This is a genomic window from Achromobacter sp. 413638 (assembly GCF_043119405.1).
Taxonomy (GTDB): Bacteria; Pseudomonadota; Gammaproteobacteria; order Burkholderiales; family Burkholderiaceae_B; genus Achromobacter.
This window is the reverse complement of the sequence record NZ_JBICCO010000052.1, coordinates 25,780-46,510: the sequence shown is the minus strand read 5'-3', so window position 1 is coordinate 46,510 and position 20,731 is coordinate 25,780. Positions and strand designations below refer to the sequence as shown.

Sequence of the window (20,731 nt, the reverse complement as noted above, 5' to 3'; positions counted from 1 at the left end):
TTTCATCATCGGGCCCCCAGGAGGAAACGCGCGCTTCCTCGGCGCGAACCTCCTGGCAGAGGTTCTTACGCCTGGCGCACGCATGGATAAAACTGTCCCAGTTCGCACACGAGCTGTCGTTCGCTCACTATGCGACCCTTTCATCCGCCTGCTTTACTCGAAACCGACCGTCGATGACGTGCTCATCGTGTCCTTAAAGGAGCGGTGATATTGAACGAAGTCCGCGCGACTTAGGCGCCGCGGCCAACACAGGCGTCGCCCTCGCGAGTATCTGGCAGGCGAATGCCGGCTGATGTCCATCGTGGTGTCAAACGCGATGCCCATGGCGGACAGCGCGGCGCCGGCGACGGACCGCATGCGATGCCTGTGAGTCTCAAAAATCCTGGAATAGATCGAGCATTTTTCTCAAAACTTATCGTTTTACAGAAAATATTTAATGCATAACAATACTTTTACCCACTTGGAGGTAAGTATGTCGACGATCCACTCCCCCTCATCCCCGCCTGATCACAAGCCGGAACTCGCACGCATCAGGAAACTCAGCCTCATCCTGGGCTATGCCTGCCTGGCAATTGCCTGCGCGATACCGCTCATGCCCTTGCTCGCCATCGGGCTCGCGGCCCTGACCGGCGCCCCGGTCCCGTCGCGCCTGCCCCTGCCAAGCCAGGAACCACTCTCCGCCTGGATGCTGGCGACCCTCGGCATCTTGAACGTCCTGCCCATGATCTTTCTTGTTATCGGCTTGTGGACAGCCCGCGCGTGCTTCAAGCGGTTCGCCAGGGGGGAGTTCTTCGCCGCCTCCGCCATTCGGGCCCTGCGCAAGTTTTCCATCTGGGCCGCATTGTCAGCGGCCACCGCCCTGGTCGGTCACGCCCTGCTCACGCTGGCGCTTTCCCCACATTTTCAGCAGGTGCTCTTCTCCATTGCGTCTTCGGGCCATTGGCTGACGCTGACGTTCGCGGGGATGCTGTGGGTGATGGCGGCGATGATCAACCACGGCCGGTCATTGGCGGAAGAAAACGAAGCGTTCGTATGACGAAATTCATCCATAGACGTCATGGCCAGGCGCAAACCGCAGCGATACCCCTAAGGGTTCGCGAGGATTTGCAACGATGCCATGGCGGCCAGGGTTGGATTTCGTGCGGGCCTATCTGCGGGACGGCACACTAGGACTTCACCGACCGATGCCGGCTGATGCTCATCATGATGCCGAACGCGATGCCCATGGTGAACAGCGCCGTCCCGCCGTAGCTCATGAAGGGCAGCGGCACGCCCACCACGGGCAGGATGCCCGTGACCATGCCCACGTTCACGAACACGTAGATGAACAGCATCATGGTCATCGCCCCCGCCAGCAATCGCCCGAACTGCGACGAGGCGCGCGAGGCGATGGTCAGCCCGCGCGCCATCAGCAGCGCATACAGCACCAGGATGGCGATGCCGCCGTACAGGCCGAATTCCTCGGCGTAGACGGCGAAGATGAAGTCGGTGGTGCGCTCGGGAATGAAGTCCAGGTGGGTCTGCGTGCCCTTCATGTAGCCCTTGCCGTACACGCCGCCCGAGCCCACCGCGATCATGGACTGGATGGTGTGGAAGCCCTTGCCCAGCGGATCGGAGCTGGGATTGAGCAGCGTGCAGACACGGTGCTTCTGGTAGTCGTGCAGCACCACCCAGCTCACGTCCGGCTCGCACAGCTGGTCTTCGTAGTAGATCAGGGTGCCGATGCCGATGATGCCGGCCAGCAAGGCCGGGATCAGCAGCTTGAACGACAGGCCGGCGAAATAGATCACGAAGAAGCCAGCGCCGAACACCAGCAACGCCGTGCCCAGGTCGGGCTGCAGCACGATCAGGCCGAACGGCGCGGCCAGCATGGCGGCCGCGGCCAGGAAGTCGCGGATGCGCACCGCGCCCTCGTGGCGCTGGAAATACCAGGCCAGCATCATGGGCACGCCGATCTTCATCATCTCGGACGGCTGGATGCGGGTCACGCCCAGGTTGAGCCAGCGGGTCGCGCCCTTGCTGGTCTCGCCGAAGAACTCCACGCCCAGCAGCAGCACCACGCCCACCACATAGAATGGCAGCGCCAGCTTCATCAGCCACTTGGGCGGGATCAACGCCATGATCCACATGGCGAAGAAGGCGATGACGAAATTGCGCGACTGGTCGGCGAAGCGCCAGTCGGTGCCGCCCACGGCCGAATGCATGACCGTCAGGCCCAGCGCCGCGAACATCAGCAGGATGGCGAGCAGCGGCCAGTCGAAGGCCGTGAACACGCGCAGGAGGATCAGGCCGAAACGCTTCATGGCTTGCGCACCACATCAGAGGCGATGGACTCGACCGAGGCCAGCGGATCGGCGCGGTCCGGCCGCACGATCTTGTCCCGGCGTTCCTTGGCCAGCCAGTAGTCGAACACCTTGCGCGCCACCGGCGCGGCCACGCTGGCGCCCCAGCCGGCGTTCTCGACGATCAGCGCCACGGCGATGCGCGGGTGCTCCAGCGGCGCGAAGCCCATGAACAGGGCGTGGTCGCGCAGGCGCTCGTCGATGGCGCTGGCGCGGTAGCGGGCGCCTCGCAGGCTGAACACCTGCGCCGTGCCGGTCTTGCCGGCCGCCTGGTAGGGCGCGTTGGCGAACGCGCGCCGCGCCGTGCCGGCGCGCACCACGTCGGCCATCGCGTTCTTGATCACGTCGACGTTGGCCTGCTTCAGGGGGATGCGATAGTCGGGCACCGAATCGGTGGGCTTGGCCTGGCCCGTGCGCGGATCGCGCACCGCGTGCACCAGGTGCGGACGGCGGTACAGGCCGTCGTTGGCCAGTGTCGACGTGCCCTGCGCCAACTGCAGCAGCGTGAACGAGTTGTAGCCCTGGCCCACGGCGACCGAGATGGTCTCGCCCGCGTACCAGCGCTGGCGTTCCTTTTCCTTGTAGGCCGAGCGCTTCCAGTCGGTGGACGGCAGCACGCCGCGCTTCTCGCCTTCCAGGTCGATGCCGGTGATCTGGCCGAAGCCGAACTGCTTGGTGAAGTCATGCAGCGCGTTCACGCCGATCTCGGGGCCCAGCGAATAGAAATAGGTGTCCGACGACACCACGATGGCCTTGTGCATATCGGTCATGCCATAGGCGGCGCCGCCGGCGTTGCGGAACTTCTGGCCGCCGAACTCGTAGTAGCCGGGATCGGAAATGCGGTCAGTGGCGCGGCGCTTGCCCAGTTCCAGCGCGGCCAGGCCGACGAAGGGCTTGTAGGTCGAACCGATAGGATAGGTGCCGTACAGCGGGCGGTTGATCAGTGGATGGTCGGGTGACTCGTTCAGCATGCGCCAGTTGTCCACGTCGATGCCGTCGACGAAGAGATTGGGATCGAACGAGGGCTGCGACACGAAGGCCAGCACCTCGCCTGTATCGGGATCCAGCGCCACCAGCGCGCCGCGCTGCCCCTCGAAAGCCTGTTCGGCCACCTTCTGCAGGCCCATGTCGATGGACAGCATGATGTCCGAGCCGGGCACCGGGTCGATGCGCCGCAGCGTGCGCATGGGGCGTCCGCCCGCCGTCACCTCGACCTCTTCCAGGCCGGTGCGTCCATGCAGCGCTTCTTCCCAGGTCTTCTCGATGCCCTTCTTGCCGATCACGTCGGTGCCGCGGTAGTTGCCCAGCTGGCCGGCGCGCTCCAGATCCTCGATGTCGCCGTCGGCGATGCGGCCGATGTAACCAACCACGTGGGCGGCCGACAGGCCCTGCGGATACTCGCGCACCCAGCGGGCGCGCAGTTCGACGCCGGGAAACTGGAAGGCATGGGCGGCGAACCAGGCCGCCTCGGTTTCATTCAGGTTGTTGCGCAGCTGCAGGCTGGCGTAGCGGCTGGACTCGGCCGCGCGGCGCTTGAAGCGGCGCTGGTCGGTCGGGCTGATGTACACCACTTCGTTGAGCCGCTCGAACAAGGCGGTCAGATTGCCGGCGTGGGCCGGCACGACTTCCAGCGTGTAGGTGCGGTAGTTGCGCGCCAGCACCTCGCCATTGCGGTCCAGGATCTCGCCGCGGCGCGGCGGGATCGGCACCACCGCGATGCGGTTGCGGTCGGCGCGTTCGGACAGGCCCTCGTAGCGATCCACCTGCAGATACCAGAAGCGGCCGATCAGCACGCCGAAGCACAGCAGCGCGAACACGCCGCCCACCCAGGCGCGCAGCAGGAAGCGCTGCTTTTGCTGCTGGCCGGTTTTCTTGAACTCGAACATCGATTGCGCCCGCCCGCCGTCAGGCGGACGAGGACTCGGCGTCGTCGGCGCCGCGCTGGGGCAGGTGCAGCACCCAGCCGGCCAGGGGCCACAGGGCGGCGGTCAGGCCGGCGCTGACGGCCCAGTCCCAGCCCGGCCACTTGCCCGCCAGCCAGGCGTGGATGATCTGCACCAGCAGCCGCGCGGCGAAGAACACCGGCAGCATGTGCATGGCCTGGCTCCACAGGTCGAAGCGCTGCAGGCGGCGCTGCAGGGCGACGGCGCCATAGGCGATCAGCGTGTAGGACAGCGCGTGCTCGCCCAGCAGGCCGGCGTCGTGCACGTCCATCAGCAGGCCGAAGGTGAAGGCGGTGAACAGGCCGACGCGGCGCGGCTCGTGCGCGCACCAGAAGGCGATGATCAGGATCAGCACGTCGGGCGCGCCCTGCCACAGCCGCCAGGGCAGCAGCGACACCAGCCACACCAGGATGATGGAAGCCCAGACGAAAACGCCGTGCGCCGGCCCGTCCAGCCGCTCGGGCTGGACGTTGCTGGGCGTGCCCAGGCGGCGCCGGGGCTGTGACGTAGCGTTAGTCCGATCCACCGGAATCGACCTCCTGACGGTTGGATTCGGCGCGGGCCACATCCACCTGCAGGACCAGGAAGTGGCGATAGCGTTCGGGATGGGCCAGCGGCTCGCAGACGGCGCGCGCGAAGCCCGAGGCGGTGTCACGCTCGACCGAAGTGACCTTGGCCACCGGCAGGCCGGCCGGGAACAGCCCGCCCACGCCGCTGGTGACTATGGTATCGCCTTCCTTGATGTCGGCGTTGGCCGCCAGATAACGGACTTCCATCTTGCCAGGAGAGTTCCCGCCGAAGGCGATCAGCCGCAGGCCGTTGCGCAGCAGCTGCACCGGGATGGACACCTGCTCGTCGGTCACCAGGGCGGCTTCGGCCGTCATCGGGGTGACGCGCACGATCTGGCCGACCACGCCGCCTTCGTCGATGACGGGCATGCCCGGCGCCAGGCCGGCCTTGCTGCCCTTGTTGAAGACCAGGCGCTGGTTGAAGGCGCTGGTGGGCTCGTACAGCACCTCGACCACCACCGCCGACTGCGCCACCGTGTCGGTCACGCCCAGCAGGCGGCGCAGCTGCGCGTTCTCGGCGGCCAACTGCGCGCCGTGAGACGCCACCTGGGCCAGCTCGATGCGCTGGCGCTGCAGGGCTTCATTTTCGCTGCGGATGAGGTTGGCCGCGTTGACCCATTCATTGACCTGCTGGACCAGATCACGCGGCGCCATGACGGCGCGCTGGAAGGGATAGATGGCCACGGACACCGCCCTGCGCACCGGCTCCAGCACGCGCAGCTGCGAATCCATGATGATCAAGGCCACGGCCAGGACGACCAGGACGACCAGCCGCACCTCTGCCGGCGGGCCGCGCCTGAATAGGGGAGGAGTCCCTTGTCGTTGCATGAATCTCAGCCCGGGCGGTCGCGCCCGGAGCCCCCGCCGCGGCCGGAGCCGCAAGACAACAGGGCTCCGGGCAGGCGGAAGGAATTAGTCGTTGATGAAGATGGCGCCGAGTTTCTCAAGATGTTCCAGCGCTTCGCCGCAACCGCGCACCACGCAGGTCAGGGGATCGTCGGCCACCACCACGGGCAGGCCGGTTTCCTCTTGGAGCAGGCGGTCCAGGTCGCGCAGCAGCGCGCCGCCGCCGGTCAGGGCGATGCCCTTGTCGGTGATGTCGGCGCCCAGCTCGGGCGGCGTCTGTTCCAGGGCGATCTTCACGGCGGACACGATCTGGTTCAGCGGATCGGTCAGCGATTCCAGGATCTCGTTGGACGAGACCGTGAAGCTGCGCGGCACGCCTTCGGCCAGGTTGCGGCCCTTGACCTCGATCTCGCGGACTTCGGAGCCGGGGAAGGCCGAGCCGATTTCCTTCTTGATGAGTTCGGCGGTGGGCTCGCCGATCAGCATGCCGTAGTTGCGGCGGATGTAGTTGACGATGGCCTCGTCGAACTTGTCGCCGCCGACGCGGACCGAGCCCTTGTAGACCATGCCACCCAGCGAGATCACCGCCACTTCGGTGGTGCCGCCGCCGATGTCGACGACCATGGAGCCGCTGGCGTCGGACACGGCCAGGCCGGCGCCGATGGCGGCGGCCATGGGTTCCTCGATCAGGAACACGTGCGAGGCGCCCGCGCCCAGCGCGGATTCGCGGATGGCGCGGCGTTCAACCTGGGTGGAGCCGCAGGGCACGCAGACGATGATGCGCGGGCTGGGCGCCAGCATGTTGCGGGGGTGCACCATGCGGATGAACTGCTTGAGCATCTGCTCGGTCACGGTGAAGTCGGCGATCACGCCGTCCTTCATGGGCCGGATGGCCTCGATGTTGCCGGGGACGCGGCCGAGCATCTGCTTGGCTTCGTGGCCCACGGCCTGGATGATCTTCTTGCCGTGGGGACCGCCTTCATGACGGATCGCGACCACGGAGGGCTCATCGAGCACGATGCCCTTGCCGCGGACGTAGATCAGCGTATTGGCGGTACCGAGGTCGATCGCCATATCGCTGGAAAAATAACTGCGCAGGAATCCGAACATGGGAGCTCAGCAAATTCTGGGGGGGAATTGGGTCAGGCCGCGGGGCGCACGGTCCGGATACACTCGAACCCGCCTGTCGTCACGGCGATTAAACCGTGAATCATAACTTATAATTTCCGTGGAAATAGCGCATAAATGCAGGCTATTCAAGCTTTGTAACGGGTTGGGCGTATGCATACTGTCCCGGCCCTCCCCCGGCCTTCCGTTATTCGAATTTCGAACTCCCCATGGCGCTCAACGACAAAGATGTGGCCCGCATAGCCCGGCTGGCCAGAATCGAACTGACCCCGGAACAGCGCGCCCACGCGCAGACCGAACTGAACGGCATCCTCCACCTGATCGAGCGGCTGCAGTCTGTCGACACGCAAGGCGTCGAGCCGCTGGCCCACCCGCTGTCGGCCCACGAGGACATCACCCTGCGCCTGCGCGAGGACGCCGTCACCGAGCCCAGCTCGGAAACCCGCCGCCAGGAACTGCTGGCCAACGCCCCGGACGCCCAGGACGGCCTGTTCCTGGTTCCCAAGGTCATCGAGTAAGCCATGACGAAACCCGCCCTGCACACCCAATTCGAGGGGATCGCCGGCCTGCGCGCGGCCCTCGCCCAGCGCCAGGTCAGCGCCGTCGACCTGGCGCAAAGCGCGCTGGCCGCCGCCGAGGCCGCCAGCGGCCTGAACAGCTTCTTACATATTGACGCCGAATTGACGCTGGCCCAGGCCCGCGCCGCCGACGCCGCCCTGGCCGCCGGCACCGCCGGCGCCCTGGCCGGCATCCCCATCGCCCACAAGGACGCCTTCGTCACCCGCGGCTGGCGCACCACCGCCGGCAGCAAGATGCTGGACGGCTACGTCAGCCCGTTCGACGCCACCGTGGTCGAGCGCCTGCAGGCGGCCGGCGCCGTGTCGCTGGGCAAGCTGAACTGCGACGAGTTCGCCATGGGCTCGGGCAACGAGAACTCCGCCTACGGCCCTGTCCGGAACCCCTGGGACACGAACGCCGTGCCCGGCGGCTCGTCGGGCGGCTCGGCCGCCGCCGTGGCCGCCCGCCTGGTGGCCGCCGCCACCGGCACCGACACCGGCGGCTCGGTGCGCCAGCCCGCCGCCCTGTGCGGCGTCAGCGGCATCAAGCCCACCTACGGCACCGTCTCGCGTTTCGGCATGGTGGCCTTCGGCTCCAGCCTGGACCAGGCCGGCCCGCTGGCCGAGAGCGCGCGCGACCTGCTCGAGCTGCTGGACGTCATGAGCGGCTTCGACCCGCGCGATGCCACCAGCCTGGAAAAATGCGATGCCGCCGTCAACGAGCCGGGCCGCGTGCGGCGCGACTTCGACGCCGCCCAGGCCCGCCTCGACGCCGCCGGCAGCCAGCCCCTGAAGGGCCTGCGCATCGGCGTGCCGGCCGAGTACTTCGGCGCCGGCCTGGCGCCGGACGTGGCCGCCGCCGTGGAGGCCGCCCTGGCGCAGTTCGAGACCCTGGGCGCCGTGCGCGTGCCGGTGTCGCTGCCGCGCACCGAGCTGGCCATCCCCGCCTACTACGTCATCGCCCCCGCCGAAGCGTCCAGCAACCTGGCCCGCTACGACGGCGTGCGCTACGGCCACCGCGCCGCCCAGTACGACGGTCTGGAAAAAATGATCAGCATCTCGCGCGCCGAAGGCTTCGGCGACGAGGTCAAGCGCCGCATCCTGATCGGCACCTACGTGCTGTCCCACGGCTACTACGACGCCTATTACCTGCAGGCCCAGCGTCTGCGCCGCATGATCGCGCAGGATTTCCAGCGCGCCTATGCCGACCAGTGCGACGTGATCATGGGCCCGGTGACGCCGACGGTCGCCAAGAACATCGGCGACAACCGCGACGATCCCACCTCCGACTGGCTGGCCGACGTCTACACGCTGGGCGTGAGCCTGGCCGGCCTGCCGGCGATGTCCATCCCCTGCGGCTTTGGCGGCGCGGCGGGCAACCGCCCCGTCGGCCTGCAGATCATCGGCAACTACTTCGACGAAGGTCGCCTCCTGGCCATCGCCGACCGCTATCAACAAGTCACCGACTGGCACAAAAAAACGCCAGCACTCCAGGACGCCTAACATGAACTGGGAAATCGTCATCGGCCTGGAAACGCACACGCAGCTTTCCACCGACTCCAAGATCTTTTCGGGCAGCAGCACCCGCTACGGCGCGGCCGCCAACACCCAGGCCAACGTGGTCGACCTGGCGCTGCCGGGCAGCCTGCCGGTCATGAACCGCGGCGCCGCCGAGCGCGCCATCCGCTTCGGCCTGGCCGTGGGCGCCGAGATCGCGCCGCGCTCGGTGTTCGCGCGCAAGAACTACTTCTACCCCGACCTGCCCAAGGGCTACCAGATCAGCCAGTACGAGCTGCCGGTGGTGGTGGGCGGCTCGCTCTCCTTCTTCGTCGGCGAAGAGGAAAAGACCGTCAACCTGACCCGCGCGCACCTGGAAGAGGACGCCGGCAAGTCGCTGCACGACGCCTTCCTCCTGGCCAACGGCGCCCCCGCCAGCGGCATCGATCTGAACCGCGCCGGCACGCCGCTGCTGGAGATCGTGACCGAGCCGGAAATGCGCTCGGCCGCCGAGGCCGTGGCCTACGCCCGCGCGCTGCACAGCCTGGTCGTGTGGCTGGGCATCTGCGACGGCAACATGCAGGAAGGCTCGTTCCGCTGCGACGCCAACGTGTCCGTGCGTCCGGTCGGCCAGAAGGAATTCGGCACCCGCACCGAGATCAAGAACGTCAACTCGTTCCGCTTCCTGGAACGCGCCATCCAGTACGAGGCGCGCCGCCAGATCGAGCTGATCGAGGACGGCGGCACGGTGGTGCAGGAAACCATGCTGTACGACTCCGACCGCGACGTCACCGTCAGCATGCGGGGCAAGGAAGACGCGCACGACTACCGCTACTTCCCCGACCCCGATCTGCCGCCGCTGGTGATCTCGCGCGCCTGGGTCGACGAGGTCCGCGCCGCCATGCCCGAGTTGCCCGCCGCGCTGCGCGCCCGCTTCGAATCCGACTACGGCCTGACCGCCTACGACGCCGCCCAGCTCAGCGCCAGCCGCGGCCTGGCCGCCTACTTCGAGGCCGTGGCGCAGGCGCTGCCCGCCGGCCAGGCCAAGCTGGCCGCCAACTGGATCATGGGCGAGGTCGCCGCCACGCTCAACAAGGAAGAAAAGGACATCGCCGACGCCCCGGTGCAGGCGCCGGCCCTGGCCGCGCTGATCAACCGCATCATCGACGGCACCATCTCCAACAAGATCGCCCGCGAAGTGTTCGGCGCCATGTGGGCCGGCGAGAACGGCGGCCAGCCCGACGCCATCATCGAAGCGCGCGGCCTCAAGCAGATCAGCGACACGGGCGCCATCGGCGCCATGATCGACGAGGTGCTGGCGGCCAACGCGGCCATCGTCGAGGAATACCGCGCCGGCAAGCAGAAGGCGTTCAATTCCCTGGTCGGCCAGATCATGAAGGCCGCCCGCGGCAAGGCCAACCCGCAACAGGTCAACGACCTGCTCAAGCAGAAGCTGGACGGCTGACAGGGTCAGCGCTTTATCAGACCAACTCAGGGCCGCGGCATATTGCCGCGGCCTTTTTGTTGGCCAAGAATGGACGGGTCGATATTCGCTTGAAGACCCGGGCCATGACGATGCCCTATCTGTCCGTCCCGCTGGAGCAGGTTGCCGCACGCCTTGATGAAATGATCCAGGCGGCCCGGGATGGCGCTTGCGTGGTCATTACGCAGACGGCCAGGCGCATGCCCGCATTTGCGAGGTCAATCCCCTGCTGACCGAAGAGGCGCATCAGGCGATCGAGGATCTCAAGAACTTCCCCAGGAGCCCCTACACCGACAAAGCCACCTGGTGGTACATCGTCAAGGGCATACACGTATGAAGCACTGGAACAGGAGTCCCGAAATGTCCCGCTATCTCGAAGTCCCTCAGGAAAAAGTCGGCGAACGGCTCGATACATTGATCCGCCTGGCGCATGAAGGCGCGCGCATCGTCATCAAGAAAGACGGCATTGCCCAAGCCTACATCCAGCCCGCCAACCCCAATATGTCCGAAGACATGTACGAGGCTCTGCTGGCGCTCAGGAGCATTCCCGTCGCACCGAACTTCGACAGCGAGCAAATGCGCGCCTGGATGGAAGAGGACCGCAGGTGAAGTTGGTGCTGGACGCCTCCGTTGCACTGAGCGGCCTGTACACGCGCGCCGCGGCGCAAGAGGCGATGGTTGCCCAGCATCTGCTGGCATCCATCGACAACTTCGAGATACGCGTGCCTGCCCATTGGCATATCGAAGTTGCCAATGGCATGCTTCGTCTGGAACGCGCTGGACAGCTGGCCTCGGCGAAGATTGCGAAGTTCGTACGGCAGATGGATCGACTAGCCCTGCTGGCCGACACGCCACCGACTGCAGAACGCGCGACGGCCATTCACAAACTGGCACAAAACCACGGCTTGACCGCGTATGACGCAGCCTATGTCGAATTGACGATTCGTTCCGGCAGCGATCTAGCAACCTTCGATCGCAAGCTCTCGGATGCAGCCCGGGCCTGCGGCGTAGCCGTGTTCGGCCAACCCCACGGCATGGCTGAGCCTTGGGCAGCCTACGGAAGCAACCCCGAAGCTTCCGCCGACACCGACACGGAGCGGCCAACCGCCCCGCCTTACTTCACTCCGTACTTGGTCCGATAAGCCAGCACCGCCTCGCGGTGCTCGGCGAACGCCGCGTCGTCCTGCAGCAAGGCCAGGATGTCCGCCAGCGACGCAATCGACACCACCGGAATGCCATAGGTCTTGGCCACGTCCTGCACGGCCGAGTGCGCCGACAGCGCGTCGTCCGGGCCGGCGCGTTCCATGCGGTCCATGGCGATCAGCACGGCGGCCGGCTCGGCGCCGGCGGCGCGGATGATCTCCACCGATTCGCGCACCGAAGTGCCGGCGGTGATCACGTCATCAATGATCACGACCTGGCCCTTGAGCGGCGCGCCGACCAGCGTGCCGCCCTCGCCATGGTCCTTGGCTTCCTTGCGGTTGTAGGCGAACGGCACGTCGCTCTTGCCCTGCATGGCCGGGTGGCCGGCCAGGGCCACGGCGGTGGCGGTGGCCAGCGGGATCCCCTTGTAGGCGGGGCCGAACAGCATGTCGAAGCCCACGCCCGAGTCCAGCAGCGCCTGGGCATAGAAGCTGGCCAGCTTGCCGACGGAAGCGCCCGAATTGAACAGGCCGGCGTTGAAGAAGTACGGGCTGATGCGTCCCGATTTCACCTTGAAGCTGCCGAAGCGCAGCACGCCTTCATTCAGGGCGAAACGGACGAAATCGAGGGCGGTGGACGTTTGGGCGGCAGGCATGCGGGCATTCCAGATAGGTGGCGAACGCCGGCATTTTATCCGCTGCGCGGACCGCGGGAGATCGCCGGCAGTCCGGGCGCGGATCGGCGCACGCGCCAGACGTCGGTTAAATTCCAGGCATGGTCCGGCCCCATGCGGGGGCCGCCGCCTTATTGGGAGTACCGCTTTGCTGCGCATCACGTCGCTAAACCTCAACGGCATCCGTTCTGCCTTCCGCAAGGGCCTGCAGCCCTGGATGGAAAAGCACGGCGCCGACATCCTGTGCCTGCAGGAAATCAAGATCGCGGACGCCGACCTGACCGACGACCTGCGCCACCCGCCCGGCTACACCGGCCATTTCCATCATGCCGAGAAGAAGGGCTACAGCGGCGTGGGCCTGTACCTGCGCAACGCCGCCGAGCGCGTCAACATCGGCCTGGACTGCGAGGAATTCGATCCCGAGGGCCGCATCATCCGCGCCGACTGGAAAGACCTGTCGGTCATCAGCGCCTACCTGCCGTCCGGTTCCAGCGGCGACGAGCGCCAACAGGCCAAGTACCGCTTCCTGGACCGCTTCGGCCCGTGGCTGGACGGCCTGATGAAGGAACACAAGAAAAGCGGCCGCGAGTTCGTGGTCTGCGGCGACTGGAATATCGCCCACAAGGAAATCGACCTGAAGAACTGGAAGGGCAACCTGAAGAACTCCGGTTTCCTGCCCGAGGAACGGGCCTGGCTGACCGAGGTCTTCGACAAGCGCGGCTTCGTCGACGTATTCCGCACGCTGGACGACCGCGCCGAGCAATACACCTGGTGGAGCAACCGCGGCCAGGCCTGGGCCAAGAACGTGGGGTGGCGCATCGATTACCAGATCGCCACGCCCGGCATCGCGGCCCGCGCCCGCGCCGCGTCGATCTACAAGGACGAGCGCTTCTCCGACCACGCGCCGCTCACCATCGACTACGACGTCAAGCTCTGACCCTGCCGGGCCGGAACCGGCCTCGGCGTCGCTCCGGACGGGTTTGCGCCCGTCCGGCATGCAGCCACCCCGGCTGATATCCGTCAAAAATAAATAGGGGACAAATAGATGGAAAATCATCGGCGAATCTCCCCTCGCCACGTCTGATTTCGGTGTCTTTCCCCTATGGAAACCCCTTGCAGCCGCTCGGGAGATTTTTCCAATAAAACGGGGACATAATAAATATCAAGAAAATACAAAGACCTACGCCTTCCCTGGGAAGCCGCACCTGGGGCCAACCCAGTTCCAGCCTATATGCGTCCCTATTTATTGGTGCAATATTTCCCTTCCATATCAAGGGGATGGAACACACCCAGGCTTTGCGCAGGGCAACAATTTGCCCCTACAATTCTTCGCACCAGGGCGGTGCGAGCACGCACCAAAACAAGCCCGAGCGCCCCATGACGGCGCACCTCGCACCCTTTTGAAGCAGCCCCCAAGGAGATCATGTTGAAAGTGCAGAGTCTGGACGACTTCCTGCGCGGCGTCGCCGCGCGCGATCCGCAACAGCCGGAATTCATGCAAGCCGTCCAGGAGGTGATGCTGAGCCTGTGGCCGTTCATCGAAAAGCACCCGCACTACGCCGAGCACGCCATCCTCGAGCGTCTGGTGGAGCCCGAGCGCGTGATCCAGTTCCGCGTGTGCTGGACCGATGACCAGGGCCAGGCCCGCGTCAACCGCGCTTTCCGCATCCAGCACAGCTCGGCCATCGGCCCCTTCAAGGGCGGCATGCGCTTCCATCCCTCGGTGAACCTGTCGATCCTGAAGTTCCTGGCGTTCGAACAGACGCTGAAGAACGCGCTGACCACGCTGCCCATGGGCGGCGGCAAGGGCGGCTCGGACTTCGACCCCAAGGGCAAGTCCGACGCGGAAGTCATGCGCTTCTGCCAGGCCCTGATGATCGAGCTGTACCGCCACCTGGGCCCGGACACCGACGTGCCGGCCGGCGACATCGGCGTGGGCGCGCGTGAAGTCGGCTTCATGGCCGGCATGATGAAGAAGCTGTCCAACTCCACCGCCAGCGTGTTCACCGGCAAGGGCCTGACCTTCGGCGGCAGCCTGATCCGCCCCGAAGCCACCGGCTACGGCACCGTGTACTTCGCCGAGGAAATGCTCAAGCGCATCGGCCGCTCGTTCGACGGCCTGCGCGTGTCGGTGTCCGGCTCGGGCAATGTGGCGCAATACGCCATCGAGAAGGCCATGGCGCTGGGCGCCAAGGTCGTGACGGTGTCCGACTCCAACGGCACGGTGGTCGACGAGGCCGGCTTCACGCACGAGAAGCTGCTGGCCCTGATGCACATCAAGAACGACCTGCGCGGTCGCCTGGACGCCTACGCCAGCCAGTTCGGCCTGAAGTACGAAGCCGGCAAGCGTCCCTGGCACGTGCCGGTCGACGTGGCCCTGCCCTGCGCCACGCAGAACGAGCTGGAACTGGCCGACGCCCAGATGCTGATCAAGAACGGCGTGCTGTGCGTGGCCGAGGGCGCGAACATGCCCGCCACGCTGGAAGCGGCCAAGGCCTTCATCGCCGCGCGCGTGCTGTACGCGCCGGGCAAGGCCAGCAACGCCGGCGGCGTGGCCGTGTCGGGCCTGGAAATGAGCCAGAACGCGGCCCGCCTGGCCTGGACCCGCGAGGAAGTGGACGCCCGCCTGCACGCCATCATGCGCGACATCCACGAGAACTGCGTGCGCCACGGCCACAGCGAGCGCGAGTACGTGAACTACCTGGACGGCGCCAACATCGCCGGCTTCGTCAAGGTGGCCGACGCGATGCGTCAGCAAGGGCTGTACTAGAGGGACCACCCCCGAAGCGCCTCCGGCGCTTCCCCCTAGGCGGGCCCCCCTCAAGGGGGCGCCACTGCGGACCGGAGCATAGAGCCCACCCCGGAAGCGCTGCGCGCTTCTTCCCTCAAGGGCGCCACTGCGGACCGGAGCATAGAACCCACCCCGGAAGCGCTGCGCGCTTCTTCCCTCAAGGGCGCCACTGCGGACCGGCAAAGCCGGCTCCGCGTGGCCCCGGTCGGGGAGGACTTGCCGAATTGGGGCGGGTCCCTCAGTGCTTCATCGAGCTGTGGTCGTGGCTCATGCCGGGGTTGTGCGCGGCGGGCTTGACCTTGAACTGGACGGCGACCTCGCCGGCCTTCTCGAACTTGAGCGTGGCGGGCACCGCAGCGCCTTCGGCGAAGGGGGCTTTCAGCTTGAGGAACATGACGTGATAGCCGCCCGGGGCCAGCTTGACCTCGCCGCCGGCGGGCAGCGCGATGCCGCCCTCGACCTGGCGCATCTTGGCCACGCCGTCCTTGGTTTCCACGGTATGCAGCTCGACGCGCTCGGCGGCGCTTGAACTGACCGACAACAGGCGGTCGGCGGCCGTGGCCTTGTTGTCGATCTCCATGTAGCCCGCGCCATTGGACTGGCCCGGCGCTGAGGCGCGCACCCACAGGTCGTCGATCTCGACCTGGCCGGCCTGGTAGTCCTTGGCCCAGGCGGAACCGGCCGCGCACAGGCCCATGGCGGCGATGACTGCGAACTTGCGTAGTTTCATGCGTATGTCCTCCGGGAGATTAGCGCCGCCGCACTAGGCTGCGCGCGGCGGACAGGACCGAATCGGTCAGGGCTTCCATCGCCTCGGAGTTTACCCGCCAATGCTGCCAGTACAGCGGCACGTCCTCCCAGGCGCGGCCCCGCAGCAGCATCAGATGACCTGCGTCAAGGTGCTCCTGCACCAGCGGCAGCGGATTCATGGTCCAGCCCAGCCCGCCCAGCGTGGCCTGCACGAAGGCGCGGGTGGACGGCACCCACCAGACCGGCGGCTGCCAGGGCGCGGGATCCGAGATCTTGTGCGCGAAGCGGGCCTGCAGCGCGTCCTTGCGGTTGAACACCAGCACCGGCGCCTGCGCCAGCGTCTGGGCGTTCACGCCCTGCGAGAAATAGCGCTTGTGGAAGTCCGGCGAGCAGGTCGCCACGTAGCGCATGCTGCCGAGCGCGTGGATGCGGCAGCCCTGCACCGGATCGGCCAGCGTGGTCACCGCGCCCAGCACGGCGCCGTTGCGCAGCAGCGCGGCCGTGTGATCCTGGTCCTCGGACTGCATGTCCAGCGTGGCGCGGGTGCGCGCCGAAAACTGCAGCGCCGCCTCGACGAACCAGGTTTCCAGGCTGTCGTGGTTGACGGCGATGGGGATGCTGGCGTGCGGCACGTCGTCCTCGGCCACGCCCAGGCGGTTGAGCGCGTCGTGTTCCAGCAGCGCGGTCTGTTCGGCCAGCTGCACCAGCACCCGGCCGTCGGCGGTGGCGGCGGCGGGCACCGTGCGCTGCACCAGCAGCCGGCCCATGCGGTCTTCCAGCGCCTTGATCCGCTGCGACACCGCCGACGGCGTCACGCTCAGCGCCAGCGCGGCGCGCTCGAAACTGCCTTCGCGCACCACCGCCGCCAGGGCCCGCAGATTGCCGTGATCGATCTTCATGACTGCATTAGTTTTGCTTAAGATAATGAAGGAAAATTAGCTGTATTTCACGTGGCCGGCAAGCGACAATTCATCATGCCGGCACGCCTGCGCGCGCCGACGCCCCGCTTCATCGCCAGCCTCCCCAGGACGAAAAAGCCATTCCGGCATGCGCTTGCCGCCGCCGGAACGGGCCGGCTTGACGATGAAAACACCCATGCCGCGCACCACGCGCGCGCCCGCCGTCTCCGGAGACCACCGGAAACGACCGGGCGCCGAACGCCTCGCGCGCGCCTGGGATTTGTAGCCATCGAGCGCCGGCACAGGCGCAGCAGCAAAGGTATCCGCATCATGTTCGCCACCCTGTCATCCCCCCTCTTCTTCACCGCCTGGGCCAGCGGCACGGCCACCGGGCTGGGCCTGTTCGCCGTCGTGGGCGCGCAAAGCGCGTTCATCCTGCGCCAGGGCCTGATGCGCGCGCACCTGGCCAGCGTGGTCGCCATCTGCGCGCTGATCGACGCCGTCTTCATCTTCGCCAGCGTGTCCGGCCTGCAGGCCCTGACCACCTGGTTCCCCTGGCTGACCACGGCCGTGCTGTGGTTCGGCGTGGCCTTCCTGTCCTGGTACGCGCTGCAATCGGCCCGCCGCGCCTGGAGCGCGAACGGCGGCCTGGCGGCGGCGCGCGAGGCCGTGCCCTCGCGCCGCGCGGCCATGCTGGGCGCGCTGGGCTTCTCGCTGCTGAACCCGCATTTCTGGCTGGACATGGTGGTGGTCGGCTCGCTGGCGCACGGCTTCGACGACGCCCGCATGGCCTTCGCCGCCGGCGCCCTCACCGCCAGCCTGCTGTGGCTGGCCGTGCTCAGCATCGGCTCGCGGCTGTTCGCCCCGTTCTTCGCCAGCGCCTCGGCCTGGCGCGTGCTGGACGGCATCATCGCCGTGATCATGGCCGCGCTGGCGGTCAGCCTGGCGCTCAAGGGCATCTGAGCCGCCCGATACCCGCGTGGCGGTGGACCTGCCCCACCGCCGCCTTTCTCTCCGCCCCGTGCCCAGGAGCGCCGCCATGTACACCGCCACCTTCATCTTCGCCAAGAAGCAGTACGACGAGGATTTCCACCTGCTGGACGGCCGGATCGCCGAAGCCGCGCGCGCCCTGCCCGGCTACCTGGGCGAGGAATCCTGGGAAGACCCGGCGCGCGGACTGATCAGCAATGTCTATTACTGGGAATCACTGGACGCGCTGCAGGCGCTGATCCGGCACCCGCTGCACCAGCAAGCCAAGGCCGCCCAGTCCCGCTGGCTGGACGGCTACCGCGTCGTCATCGCGCAGGTGATCCGGCAATACGGCGACGACCGCCTGCCCGCCCCCGCCCACCCGTAATCGACCGCGTTGCCCCTCCCGGGCCCGATGCCCGTCCGGTTCGCGGACGAGCATGCGCGGCCCTCCCTTCCGAAACCGTGCGCCTGCCGCCCCCCAGCCGCTCTCCCTGGCCGCACGCCCGGCCGCTGATCCCCGCGTCCGCCGGGGCCCGGCCACCCAGGCGTTTTCCCTAGGTCTGCCGGCCGAGTGCCGGGCCGCTACCCAATTCCCGTAAAAACCCTCCCTAGGGATTTCCACGGAAGTGCGCCGCCGAGTCAGATTCGCGTAAGAGATTAAGCAGACAGTCACACCACGCAACACAAGCATGCGCGCCGCACGTTGCATCCAGGCGCCGGCAACAGGTTTTCGACGCAGTTCCACCAATTACAACGGAGACACTCATGGACTTTCGTTTGAAGCTGCTGGCAGGAACCCTTGCATTTGCCCTGTCGGCCGCGTCCCACGCCGCCGATCCCATCAAGATCGGCGTGGCCGGCCCCTACACCGGGGGCTCCTCCTCGATGGGCGTGAGCATGCGCGACGGCGTGCGCCTGGCGATCGAGGAAATCAACAAGAGCGGCGGCGTGCTGGGCCGCCAGCTGGTCGCGGTGGAGCGCGACGACGAGGCCAAGAACGAGCGCGGCGTACAGATCGCCCAGGAGCTGATCAACAAGGAACAGGTCACCGCCACCGTCGGCTACATCAATACCGGCGTGGCCCTGGCCTCGCAGCGCTTCTACCAGGACGCCAAGATCCCGGTGTTCAACAACGTGGCCACGGGCAGCGTCATCACGCACCAGTTCAAGGCGCCCGAGTACCCGGACAACTACGTGTTCCGCAACGCGGCCCACGACAGCATCCAGGCGCCGATGATCGTCGAGGAAGCCATCACCCGCCGCGGCTTCAAGAAAGTGGCGATCCTGGCCGACTCCACCAACTATGGCCAGCTCGGCCGCGAGGACCTGGAAAAGGCCCTGGCCGCCAAGGGCATCAAGCCGGTGGCCGTGGAGAAGTTCAACATCAAGGACGTGGACATGACGGCCCAGCTGCTCAAGTCCAAGGAAGCCGGCGCCGAGGCCGTGCTGACCTACGGCATCGGCCCCGAGCTGGCGCAGATCGCCAACGGCATGGCCAAGCTGGGCTGGAAGGTGCCCATCATCGGCAGCTGGACGCTGTCCATGGCCAACTACATCGACAACTCCGGCGCCAACGGCGAAGGCGCGCGCATGCCGCAGACCTTCATCCAGGACCCGGACACGCCCAAGCGCAAGGCATTCATCGACGCCTATCTGGCCAAGTTCAAGCCCAAGAACAACCGCATCGACTCGCCGGTGTCGGCGGCCCAGGGCTATGACTCGATCTTCCTGCTGGCCGCGGCCATCAAGCAGGCCAACTCCACCGACGGCCCGAAGATCCGCGAAGCGCTGGAAAACCTGCAAACGCCGGTCGAAGGCGTGGTGATGACCTACAACAAACCGTTCAGCCACGACAACCACGATGCGATCACGGCCAAGGAAGTGGTGATCGGCGAGGTCAAGGGCGGGCGCGTGGTCAAGGCTAATTAGGCCCACCCGAGAAGCGCTACGCGCTTCTTCCCTCAAGGGCGCCGCTGCGGCCCGGCAAAGCCGGCTCCGCGCGGCCCCGATCGGGGAGCGGCTTTGCCATGTTGCGGCTCCGTGCGTCGTAGGCAACGTCGCGAAGCGGCACAGCGTATTCCGGGTCGTCTTGCTTGAAGCAGCCTTGCCGTGCCATGGCCCTGCCCCTTGAGGGAGCTTCGCCACGGTGCGGCCGGCTGATGCCGTTGTATGTGATGCAGGTGGCGCGCAGCGCCTTGGACAACAGAGAACCGCGTTCCGGCCAAGGGATCTGGCACGGCACGCCGGCGCCACGAAGACACACCATGATTCTTCTACAGCTTATCTATAGCGGTATCGCGCTGGGCATGATCTATGCCGTCATCGCGTTCGGATACCAGCTCACCTTCGCCACGTCGGGCACGCTCAATTTCGGTCAGGGCGAAGCCCTGATGCTGGGCGCGCTGGTCGGCCTCACGCTGGTGGGCCTGGGCGTGAATTACTGGGTCATGATCCCCATCGTCTGCATCTTCGGCTTCGCGCAGGGCGCGCTGGTCGAGCGGGTCGGCGTGCGGCCGGCCATCAAGACGCGGTCGGAATTCGGCTGGATCATGGCCACCATCGCGCTGGGCATCATCTTCAAGAACGTGGCCGAGAACGTCTGGGGCCGCGACGACCTGCGCTTTCCCTCGCCGCTGCCCGAGGCGCCGATCCAGGTGCTGGGCGCCAACGTGCTGCCCATGGAGCTGCTGGTGGTGTTCGGCGCGCTGGCCATGATGCTGCTGGTGGAAGTGTTCAACCGCAAATCCATCTACGGCAAGGCCTTCGTCGCCACGTCCAATGACCGCGACGCCGCCGGCCTGATGGGCATCAACACCGGCATGGTGATCACGTTTTCCTACGCGCTGTCGTCGCTGACGGCGGCCTTCGCCGGCGTGCTGGTGGCGCCGCTGACGCTGACCGGCGCGACCATGGGCGCGGTGCTGGGCCTGAAGGCCTTCGCGGTCGCCATCATCGGCGGCCTGTCCAGCGGCATGGGCGTGGTGGTGGGCGGCCTGATCCTGGGCATCGCCGAGACCACCACCGGCTTCTATCTTTCGACTGGATACAAGGACGTGCCTGGACTGGTGCTGCTGTTGCTCGTGCTGACCTTCAAACCCGCCGGCCTGTTCGGCAAGACCGCGATCAAGAAGGTGTGAC

23 protein-coding genes are annotated in these 20,731 nt (G+C 66.6%); 14 read left to right on the top strand and 9 right to left on the bottom strand.

From position 1 onward, the window contains the following. Both ACEU5R_RS20095 and ACEU5R_RS20090 read left to right on the top strand, forming a co-directional pair. A partial coding sequence (locus tag ACEU5R_RS20095) for a hypothetical protein (RefSeq protein ID WP_392411379.1) occupies window positions 1–208 on the top strand: 208 nt, incomplete at its 5' end. Window positions 209–472: 264 nt separating this feature from the next. Next, window positions 473–1,036, top strand: coding sequence for a DUF2975 domain-containing protein (locus ACEU5R_RS20090; RefSeq protein WP_392411378.1), 564 nt, complete (start codon window positions 473–475; stop codon window positions 1,034–1,036). Window positions 1,037–1,166: 130 nt separating this feature from the next. Here the strand turns inward: ACEU5R_RS20090 and rodA are convergent, their stop codons facing one another. From rodA to ACEU5R_RS20065, 5 genes are all read right to left on the bottom strand, one after another. After that, window positions 1,167–2,303 (bottom strand): rod shape-determining protein RodA, encoded by a 1,137-nt coding sequence (gene rodA, locus ACEU5R_RS20085; protein ID WP_103271507.1) that lies wholly within the window; start codon window positions 2,301–2,303, stop codon window positions 1,167–1,169. Beyond that, window positions 2,300–4,228 (bottom strand): penicillin-binding protein 2, encoded by a 1,929-nt coding sequence (mrdA, locus tag ACEU5R_RS20080; RefSeq protein ID WP_103271508.1) that lies wholly within the window; start codon window positions 4,226–4,228, stop codon window positions 2,300–2,302. The genes rodA and mrdA overlap by 4 nt, the downstream gene beginning before the upstream one ends. Before the next feature lie 19 nt (window positions 4,229–4,247). Continuing rightward, on the bottom strand, window positions 4,248–4,811 hold the full coding sequence (gene mreD, locus ACEU5R_RS20075; RefSeq protein ID WP_392411377.1) for a rod shape-determining protein MreD: 564 nt from the start codon (window positions 4,809–4,811) through the stop codon (window positions 4,248–4,250). Continuing rightward, on the bottom strand, window positions 4,798–5,682 hold the full coding sequence (gene mreC, locus ACEU5R_RS20070) for a rod shape-determining protein MreC (RefSeq protein ID WP_103271510.1): 885 nt from the start codon (window positions 5,680–5,682) through the stop codon (window positions 4,798–4,800). The genes mreD and mreC overlap by 14 nt, the downstream gene beginning before the upstream one ends. Before the next feature lie 84 nt (window positions 5,683–5,766). Further along, window positions 5,767–6,810, bottom strand: a complete 1,044-nt coding sequence (locus ACEU5R_RS20065; RefSeq protein WP_006216320.1) for a rod shape-determining protein — start codon at window positions 6,808–6,810, stop codon at window positions 5,767–5,769. A gap of 227 nt (window positions 6,811–7,037) precedes the next feature. Here ACEU5R_RS20065 and gatC point away from each other — a divergent pair, with 227 nt between their 5' ends. From gatC to ACEU5R_RS20035, 6 genes are all read left to right on the top strand, one after another. Further along, the gene (gatC, locus tag ACEU5R_RS20060) at window positions 7,038–7,346 is read left to right on the top strand and encodes an Asp-tRNA(Asn)/Glu-tRNA(Gln) amidotransferase subunit GatC (protein WP_103271511.1); all 309 of its coding nucleotides are present in this window, start codon (window positions 7,038–7,040) and stop codon (window positions 7,344–7,346) included. Window positions 7,347–7,349: 3 nt separating this feature from the next. Continuing rightward, window positions 7,350–8,888, top strand: coding sequence for an Asp-tRNA(Asn)/Glu-tRNA(Gln) amidotransferase subunit GatA (gene gatA, locus ACEU5R_RS20055; RefSeq protein ID WP_392411376.1), 1,539 nt, complete (start codon window positions 7,350–7,352; stop codon window positions 8,886–8,888). 1 nt (window position 8,889) lies between these two features. Then, complete coding sequence (gatB, locus tag ACEU5R_RS20050; protein ID WP_392411375.1) at window positions 8,890–10,347, top strand: Asp-tRNA(Asn)/Glu-tRNA(Gln) amidotransferase subunit GatB; 1,458 nt, start codon at window positions 8,890–8,892, stop codon at window positions 10,345–10,347. A gap of 187 nt (window positions 10,348–10,534) precedes the next feature. Next, window positions 10,535–10,702 carry a hypothetical protein gene (locus tag ACEU5R_RS20045; RefSeq protein WP_392411374.1) on the top strand — a complete coding sequence of 56 codons (168 nt, stop codon included), beginning with the start codon at window positions 10,535–10,537 and terminating at the stop codon, window positions 10,700–10,702. A gap of 23 nt (window positions 10,703–10,725) precedes the next feature. Continuing rightward, window positions 10,726–10,974 carry a hypothetical protein gene (locus tag ACEU5R_RS20040; RefSeq protein ID WP_103271515.1) on the top strand — a complete coding sequence of 83 codons (249 nt, stop codon included), beginning with the start codon at window positions 10,726–10,728 and terminating at the stop codon, window positions 10,972–10,974. Then, on the top strand, window positions 10,971–11,507 hold the full coding sequence (locus ACEU5R_RS20035) for a type II toxin-antitoxin system VapC family toxin (protein ID WP_392411373.1): 537 nt from the start codon (window positions 10,971–10,973) through the stop codon (window positions 11,505–11,507). The genes ACEU5R_RS20040 and ACEU5R_RS20035 overlap by 4 nt, the downstream gene beginning before the upstream one ends. Here the strand turns inward: ACEU5R_RS20035 and pyrE are convergent. Next, entirely contained in the window at window positions 11,480–12,163 is a 684-nt protein-coding gene (gene pyrE / locus ACEU5R_RS20030) for an orotate phosphoribosyltransferase (RefSeq protein WP_392411372.1), read from the bottom strand. The two genes, ACEU5R_RS20035 and pyrE, sit on opposite strands and share 28 nt — an antisense overlap. Before the next feature lie 166 nt (window positions 12,164–12,329). Here pyrE and ACEU5R_RS20025 point away from each other — a divergent pair, with 166 nt between their 5' ends. Further along, on the top strand, window positions 12,330–13,118 hold the full coding sequence (locus tag ACEU5R_RS20025) for an exodeoxyribonuclease III (protein WP_392411371.1): 789 nt from the start codon (window positions 12,330–12,332) through the stop codon (window positions 13,116–13,118). Window positions 13,119–13,604: 486 nt separating this feature from the next. Further along, window positions 13,605–14,951 (top strand): NADP-specific glutamate dehydrogenase, encoded by a 1,347-nt coding sequence (gene gdhA, locus ACEU5R_RS20020; RefSeq protein WP_103271519.1) that lies wholly within the window; start codon window positions 13,605–13,607, stop codon window positions 14,949–14,951. A 259-nt stretch (window positions 14,952–15,210) separates the two neighbouring features. On the opposite strand, the gene ACEU5R_RS20015 is transcribed toward gdhA, so the two are convergent. The 3 genes from ACEU5R_RS20015 to ACEU5R_RS20005 are packed head-to-tail and all read right to left on the bottom strand — an operon-like array spanning window position 15,211 to window position 16,819. Next, window positions 15,211–15,702 (bottom strand): copper chaperone PCu(A)C, encoded by a 492-nt coding sequence (locus ACEU5R_RS20015; RefSeq protein ID WP_103271520.1) that lies wholly within the window; start codon window positions 15,700–15,702, stop codon window positions 15,211–15,213. Window positions 15,703–15,721: 19 nt separating this feature from the next. Continuing rightward, the gene (locus ACEU5R_RS20010) at window positions 15,722–16,621 is read right to left on the bottom strand and encodes a LysR family transcriptional regulator ArgP (RefSeq protein ID WP_103271521.1); all 900 of its coding nucleotides are present in this window, start codon (window positions 16,619–16,621) and stop codon (window positions 15,722–15,724) included. A 36-nt stretch (window positions 16,622–16,657) separates the two neighbouring features. Then, window positions 16,658–16,819: a hypothetical protein gene (locus ACEU5R_RS20005; protein ID WP_158658297.1), complete on the bottom strand. Its 162-nt coding sequence runs from the start codon at window positions 16,817–16,819 to the stop codon at window positions 16,658–16,660. Between the two features lie 132 nt (window positions 16,820–16,951). Here ACEU5R_RS20005 and ACEU5R_RS20000 point away from each other — a divergent pair, with 132 nt between their 5' ends. The 4 genes from ACEU5R_RS20000 (at window position 16,952) to ACEU5R_RS19985 (ending at window position 20,730) form a co-directional block, all read left to right on the top strand. Continuing rightward, window positions 16,952–17,584, top strand: a complete 633-nt coding sequence (locus tag ACEU5R_RS20000) for a LysE/ArgO family amino acid transporter (protein ID WP_103271522.1) — start codon at window positions 16,952–16,954, stop codon at window positions 17,582–17,584. 76 nt (window positions 17,585–17,660) lie between these two features. Beyond that, complete coding sequence (locus tag ACEU5R_RS19995) at window positions 17,661–17,978, top strand: antibiotic biosynthesis monooxygenase family protein (protein WP_392411370.1); 318 nt, start codon at window positions 17,661–17,663, stop codon at window positions 17,976–17,978. Window positions 17,979–18,358: 380 nt separating this feature from the next. Beyond that, window positions 18,359–19,522 carry an ABC transporter substrate-binding protein gene (locus ACEU5R_RS19990; RefSeq protein ID WP_103271524.1) on the top strand — a complete coding sequence of 388 codons (1,164 nt, stop codon included), beginning with the start codon at window positions 18,359–18,361 and terminating at the stop codon, window positions 19,520–19,522. A gap of 335 nt (window positions 19,523–19,857) precedes the next feature. Further along, on the top strand, window positions 19,858–20,730 hold the full coding sequence (locus ACEU5R_RS19985) for a branched-chain amino acid ABC transporter permease (protein WP_103271525.1): 873 nt from the start codon (window positions 19,858–19,860) through the stop codon (window positions 20,728–20,730). Window position 20,731 lies beyond the last annotated feature (1 nt).